This is a genomic window from Shewanella sp. SG44-6 (assembly GCF_014164185.1).
Lineage (GTDB): Bacteria > Pseudomonadota > Gammaproteobacteria > Enterobacterales > Shewanellaceae > Shewanella > Shewanella vesiculosa.
Genome location: NZ_JACJER010000064.1, coordinates 20308 through 27732 on the forward strand (window position 1 = coordinate 20308; position 7425 = coordinate 27732).

General features: G+C 40.6%; 5 protein-coding genes. All 5 read left to right on the forward strand.

All coding sequences use genetic code 11. The features are described 5' to 3' along the window. The first annotated feature begins 38 nt into the window (after nt 1–38). The 5 genes from H5185_RS12770 to H5185_RS12790 all read left to right on the forward strand — a co-directional run bounded on the left by H5185_RS12770 (nt 39) and on the right by H5185_RS12790 (nt 7215). Nucleotides 39–1535, forward strand: coding sequence for an aldehyde dehydrogenase (locus H5185_RS12770; protein ID WP_182698964.1), 1497 nt, complete (start codon nt 39–41; stop codon nt 1533–1535). A 572-nt stretch (nt 1536–2107) separates the two neighbouring features. After that, nucleotides 2108–4057 carry a methyl-accepting chemotaxis protein gene (locus H5185_RS12775; protein WP_182742297.1) on the forward strand — a complete coding sequence of 650 codons (1950 nt, stop codon included), beginning with the start codon at nt 2108–2110 and terminating at the stop codon, nt 4055–4057. 142 nt (nt 4058–4199) lie between these two features. After that, nucleotides 4200–5033, forward strand: a complete 834-nt coding sequence (locus H5185_RS12780) for a sulfurtransferase (RefSeq protein ID WP_182722498.1) — start codon at nt 4200–4202, stop codon at nt 5031–5033. A gap of 724 nt (nt 5034–5757) precedes the next feature. Continuing rightward, complete coding sequence (locus H5185_RS12785) at nt 5758–6474, forward strand: hypothetical protein (RefSeq protein ID WP_182742298.1); 717 nt, start codon at nt 5758–5760, stop codon at nt 6472–6474. 144 nt (nt 6475–6618) lie between these two features. Then, complete coding sequence (locus H5185_RS12790; protein WP_310741665.1) at nt 6619–7215, forward strand: HAD-IB family hydrolase; 597 nt, start codon at nt 6619–6621, stop codon at nt 7213–7215. Nucleotides 7216–7425 lie beyond the last annotated feature (210 nt).

Genomic DNA, 7425 nt, shown 5'->3' on the forward strand with positions numbered 1-7425 from the left:
TTGGTGTTTATCAATCCATTTATTATTTCGAGGTCACAATGAGTACTCCAACAAGTCGTAGCGATTGGGAAGCACTGGCAGCAAGTTTACAAATCAATGGCAGTGCATTTATCAATGGTCAATATCAAAGTGCTGTGTCTGGTGACACTTTCGACTGTATCAGCCCAATTGATGGCAAAGTTCTTGCCAAAGTCGCGAGCTGTGATTTAGCCGATGCAAACCTTGCTGTTGCCAATGCGCGTGAAGTATTCGAAGCGGGTACCTGGGCTAATTTACCACCAGTAAAACGTAAAGAAGTCATGATTAAGTTTGCCGATTTACTTGAAGCTAATGCCGATGAAATGGCGTTACTCGAAACCCTAGATATGGGGAAGCCCATTCAGCATTCTAAAGGGGTTGATGTTGTCGGTGCTGCCCGTGCTATCCGTTGGTCTGGTGAGGCAATCGATAAAATTTATGATGAAATAGCGCCAACAGCCCATAACGAAATTGGCATGATCACCCGTGAAGCCGTTGGTGTGGTTGCCGCGATTGTACCGTGGAACTTCCCGATGATTATGGCGTGCTGGAAGCTAGGGCCATCATTAGCGACAGGTAATAGTGTGATTTTAAAGCCATCAGAAAAATCACCATTAACCGCTATTCGTATGGCCCAGTTAGCCATTGAAGCTGGTATTCCTGCCGGCGTATTAAACGTATTGCCTGGTTTTGGTCATACAGTAGGTAAAGCGCTGGCGTTGCACATGGACATTGATACTTTGGTATTTACCGGTTCAACAAAAATTGCCAAACAGTTAATGATTTATGCGGGTGAGTCGAACATGAAGCGGGTATGGTTGGAAGCTGGTGGTAAGAGCCCAAACATTGTGTTTAACGATGCACCAGATTTGAAAGCGGCAGCAGAAGCCGCTGCGGTAGCTATTGCGTTTAACCAAGGCGAAGTGTGTACTGCTGGTTCTCGCTTATTGGTTGAGTCAGGCGTTAAAGATGAGTTAATCAAGTTGATAGTTGAACAAATGCAGGGCTGGCAACCAGGGCATCCACTTGATCCTAAAACCACTTGTGGTGCTATGGTCGATCAACAACAGCTCACTAATGTATTGAACTATATTAAAAGCGGCAGCGAACAAGGTGCTACCTTAGTTGATGGCGGCAAACAAGTGATGGTAGAAACCGGCGGCATGTTTGTGCAACCGACTATTTTCAGTAATGTTAAAAATGACATGAAAATTGCCAGTGAAGAGATTTTTGGTCCTGTGTTATCGGTTATTGAATTTGATGGCATGGAAGAAGCCATTAAGATTGCCAACGACACTATCTATGGCCTAGCTGCTGGTGTGTGGACCTCAAACTTAAGTAAAGCCCATAAAACGGCTAAAGCGCTGCGCAGCGGTATGGTGTGGATAAACCATTATGACGGTGGTGACATGACGGCTCCATTTGGGGGTTATAAGCAGTCTGGTAATGGCCGCGACAAGTCATTACATGCGTTTGATAAGTACACTGAACTTAAAGCGACTTGGATTGCTCTATAGTCACTAAGGTTTTAGATTTGAAAAGCCCTTTATTTGCCAATAAAGGGCTTTTTTATTAGTAGGTATTCAAGCTAAAGAATGTGATTACTCGCCCTAAACCACAGTGTATAAATGATTCAAAATTAGTCAGATGATAAATTGATTGCTGGATGAACTCACGGTTTATTTATGATTAACATATCATCATAGATGCAAAAGCATATTGCTAAAAGTAACACCTTTTCAGCCCCCCTCATATGCTGATTACTGCCGCCAAATATGCTTCATCCAGCTACTCTTGTCCTAGTAATTTCCTGCCACTTTCTCAGTTTTCATTGTTGTTTAGTTACCTTTGTATTTCTTATTTACTCTTTATTTAAAACTAGCTTTAAGTATTAACAATCAATTTTTATGTAAACCTTTAGTTTTATTATTGGTTGATAAATATGGTTTTTAGCATGTTAAATCAATTATTTAAATTGATATGTTGGCAAGATGTTGGTAATAATATTTGCTGGTTATATCCTTTTAGCTGCTGATGGCGACATTCAGCTAATCACAATTTTGCTAGTTGATATTATTTGAGGTGACTCATGTTTAACAATCTAAAGCTCGGTGCAAAAATCAGTGGCGGTTTTGGTTTGGTGCTCATACTACTTGCAATTGTTGTGGTGACTAGCATTAGCGCACTTAACTCATCTGGCTCGAGTTTTCTTCATTATAAATCACTAGCACAAGACACGAATATCGCCGGAAGACTTCAGGCTAATATGTTATTGGTGCGTATTAAGGTGAAAGATTATCTCATCAGTCAGTCCGATGAAGATTTAGTCGAGTACAACAGTGATGTGACCAAAATGAAAACTTACCTTGAGGAAGCGAAAAAGCAAATCAAGGCGCCTGAGCGAGCTACACAGATTACCTTTGTTGAAGAATCATTTCGCACTTACCAACAATCATTTGAGCAGGTTGTTGAGTTGATTCGACAAAGACATAAAATCAATGACACTCAGCTGGTACCAAGCGGAGAGAAAATGGTTGCCACCATAGAAAGTCTTATTCAATCGTCAAATGATAATGAAGATCATCAAGCGGTTTATTATGCCAGTTATGTTAAAGACACCCTATTAATGGGGCGTTTATTTATGGTGAAGTATTTGCAAACTAATCAAGAAAGTGATTTTGGCTTAGCCCTTGAGAAAATGACTAATCTGATGGCAACTAAGCTCGATCAACTCGATAAAAATCTTAATCAAAGCGAGCAAAGAAGTTTAATGCTCGAGTTTGAAAAAAATCATAAAATTTACTTAGCATCAATGAATCAGGTACATGATTCTATTGTCAGCAGAAATAACTTAATTAAAAATGTTTTAGATGTGCATGGCCCTAAAATCGCTCATGCCACAGAAGATATTAAACTCTCAGTAATGAATGAGCAAAAAGCATTAGGCTCTGAGCTTGATGTCACCATTGCAGACAGTATTCAGTTCACATTGATCATGTCTATTGCTGCAATCGCCATAGGGCTCGTTATTGCATATCTTCTTACCATCAGTATTACTCGGCCCATCCAAACCGCTGTTAATGCGGCAAATCAATTGGCTTTAGGCGATTTAACGGTTCGGTTAGAGAGTAGCAGTAAAGATGAAACGGGTATGTTGCTCAATGCTATTCAAGACACGTCAACTAAATTAAAACTGATGCTCACCACAATTAATGCCGCCAGTATTGAGTTAGCATCAGCATCTGAAGAGCTCGCTGTTGTGACAGAACAAACGTCCAATGGGATTTCTCGACAAGAATCTGAAACGGATATGGTTGCCACCGCAATGAATGAAATGGCTGCAACCGTTCATGATGTTGCAGATAGTGCGGCAAAAGCGGCTGATGCCGCTAATCAGGCAAATATTGAATCATTATCAGGTTCACAAGTTGTGGACCAAACAATAAGCTCTATCAATTCTCTGTCATCGAGTGTGAATGATTCCTCAGAGAAATTACACGAAGTGCAAAAAGAAGTCCTAAACATCAGTTCCATTTTAGGTGTTATTCGAAGTATTGCAGAGCAAACCAATTTACTTGCGTTAAATGCTGCTATTGAGGCCGCTAGAGCAGGAGAGCAAGGGCGAGGTTTTGCCGTTGTGGCTGATGAAGTTCGCACTCTTGCAGAGAGAACTCAAAGGTCAACGTCTGAAATCCAGACCATTATAGAACAGCTTCAGGCCGGAACAGAAAATGCCGTCTCTGTGATGAGCCAAGGAAAAACACAAGCTGAACATTGTGTAGCGCAAGCCAGTAAAGCCAATACTGCACTAAAATCAATTACGAATGCTGTAAATTTGATCAATGACATGAACATGCAAATAGCCAGCGCCGCAGAAGAACAAAGTTCAGTGGCTGAGAGCATTAACGAGAATATTATTAATGTTAAACGTATCGCCGAAGAAAACTCACAAGCTTCAACTCAAACCCGCAGTTCAAGTGCTGAAATAGCCCGTTTAGCTGAGCAGTTAAACCAGCTAGTGTCACAATTTAAGGTGTAGGATTTCATTTATCCAGCGAACAACGATATGGATATTGATCGAGTACAATGAGGTTAATTGCTATCAATAGCTGAATGACTTGCTATTGCGTTATGACAGTGCAATATTGTTGTTTTATAAACAAATTGCAGTGAGGTTAATCGTGAATAATCCTTTAGTGACAACTGATTGGTTAGCATTACATCTTGATGATCCTGAGCTTGTGTTACTTGATGCCAGTATGGAAATTGTGCTGGGAAAAGAGCCATTAGTATACGATGAACTTTTCGTTATCCCTGGCGCGTTATCATGCCAAATGGACAAGCTTTTTTTTGATCATCGATCATCACAAACCCATGCAATGCCAACGGCTGAGCAGTTTACTGATGCTGCGCAGTCATTGGGAATAACCCATAACAGCACAGTAGTGATTTACGACAATCAAGGTATTTATTCTGCCCCGCGAGCGTGGTGGACTTTCAAAACTATGGGTTTTGATAAGGTATTTGTACTCGATGGTGGTTTACCACAATGGCAAGCAGAAGGACGAGATACCGTCCGCCAATTCTCATCTGCTACTCACTCAGGCGATATCAAAGGTCGTTTGCAACAACACAAAATGTGTGACACTGAGTTTGTGTTAACCCATCTTGGACATGCCAATGTTGATGTGATTGATGCTCGTGCAGCAGGGCGTTTTAATGGTACCTCACCAGAGCCTAGAGTGGGCATGCGCAGTGGTCATATTCCCGGTTCGCTCAACTTGCCTTTTGCGCAGGTATTAAATGGTTTTAAAATGAAATCGATTCGTGAATTGCATACTATTTTCGCGACCTTAGATACCAGTAATAATGCTCAACGAGTGTTTAGTTGCGGTTCAGGCATTACCGCATGTATTTTGATTTTAGCTTCCTATGTAGCCGGACACCATCAAGCGGTTTTATACGATGGTTCTTGGGCTGTGTGGGGCGGAGATGCAGCTTTACCAATAGAGTAGGGCCAATGTTGCTGTCATTCCGGCATTATTTTTTGAGCCGGAATCCAGCTTTTTTATGGCCTACGGCCACTAACGTCGTGGTGCTTTGCTCATAGCAGAGTAAGAGCAAACCAACTGCTGTTCCCTATTTACTCTTTATAAAAGAATTAGCCCAGCTGCCCTGTAACATTTTCGCTTTTTACAAAACAACAGCTGCGAAAAGGTCGCCATGGGGATTGATCCAGCCTTTGGCTTAGTTTGAGTTCCGCTTCGGCCATCTTATTAATAAATAGTGAAAATACTAACGCTTCCTATGGGAATCTGATGTGAATGGATTCACGAATGTCGTGGATGCTAAAGAACGACATTCCTTCTCGAGAGCGAGCGGGCATCTGATAGACAGGATGTCTGAATACCTAAAGCACATGGTCAATGATGTTCCCGACATCATTATGACATTTCCAATACCCATACAGGTCAGATGTGCGAGAAAGGCCATGTCAGGCTCACGCATTATTCTATAAAGAGTCTTCAACGCACTCAATCAAAATGAAATCGGATGGTTAAAGCAGCAACATAATCTAAAAGCTATGTAGTCCAACGACCTGCAATGAGAGGTATTTGGCGATAATGTTCAGTTAGAGTCTGATTAATCAATATCATCGAGGAATTGAAATTATTTACTTGTGAATAATGAACTTGTTGTGCTAATTTTTTGCCAACTCAACATCATGATGGAATATGAATGCGTTATCTACTGCTCGCTATGCTGCTAACCTTAACCGGTTGTGCAAGCAAACAGCCTCCTTTTAGTCTTGTTATCGATCCTTTACTTCCCAATACCATTAATTATAACGGTGAAATTAACCCAGACAATGTTGCCGCCTTTGAACAAGGTATAGCAAATAGCTCAACTCAAATCACCTCATTGGTTATTACTAGTGGTGGGGGCGATGTGTTTGCTGGAATACGATTAGGTGAATTGGTATATCGGCATAAATTAAAGGTCACAGTCGATAAAGTCTGTGCGTCATCTTGTGCTAATTATGTTGTAACGGCCAGTGATGATGTGACGATAAAACAAGATGCCCTGTTAGGTTGGCATGGTGGGGCGTTACAACCACTATTATACGGCTCGGAAGACTTAAGTAAGTACAGCAAAACTATGGTTGAATATATTTTGCAGTGGGAACAAGCCGAACGTGTATTTTTTGACAAGGTTAAGGTTAATCAAGCTGTCACAGTATTGGGGATGATGCCAGGCTTAAAAGATAAACGAAACACGCCATTATACAGTTATGATCAGCAGACGTTAAAAGCGTTAGGTTTACATATTACTTTTGAAGACAAGCAAGCAACGCTTTCTAAAACCGGCGAAGAAATAGTACAAATATTTAGCTTAAGCCCTGAAGTGTTAGACACTTTACTGATGCAGCATGCTCAAAGGTTGCAGCAATTATAATTGAGTAGCATATTTTATTTTTTCAGCTAATAAGTGTCATGACATCGAATCTGAATCTAAGCAGAAAATTTATATATATTCAGTCAATAGATTGTGAGTCACTTAATCATCGCCATAAAAGCTAATGCATTAAAGGAGATTAAAGTGAATTTAGCCTTATTTGATTTTGATGGCACGATTACGAATGCCGATATGTATAGTAAATTTTTACGTTACTCGACCACAGGTGCTCGATTAATAGTAGGTAATGTGTTGCTCGCTCCTTTTGTGATTATGTATAAATTGGGCATACTTCCTGCCAATAAAATGCGCCCCATTGCCAGTTTTGTCGCTTTTTATCAAAAAGAACACCATGCGCTTGATGCAATAGGATTGGATTTTACCAAACAAGTTATTCCTCAATTCATTCGATCTCACGCACTGGATAAAATTCGCTGGCATAAAGATAACGGCGATCATGTTGTTGTGGTATCTGCATCCATTGATATCTATTTAAAGCATTGGTGTAATGAATTAGGAGTGATGTTGATTTGTAGTGAGTTAGCGGTAAACAATGGCAAATTATCTGGCTTTTATACCTCAGGCGATTGTAGTGAAAAAATGAAATCTAAACGGATCTGTGAACGTTTTAATTTAGATCATTATGATTGTGTTTATGCTTACGGCGATACCGCTGAAGATTTAGATATGTTGAGTATTGCTGATGAGAAATACATGAATTGGGTAAAGGTTAAAGATTAAATTAGACTCATTTTACAATAAGTCGCTAACGCATTGTTGCCCCAAAGTTGGTTAGGCTATGACCTGCGGCCACTAACGTCGTGGTGCTTCGCCCACACCAGACCAAGAGGAAATCAACGACTCTTCCCTCTTTACTCTTTATAACTGAATTAGCACAGCCCCGCAACCTTTTCGCTGCTGTTGTTTTGTAAATAGAGAAAATGTTGCGGG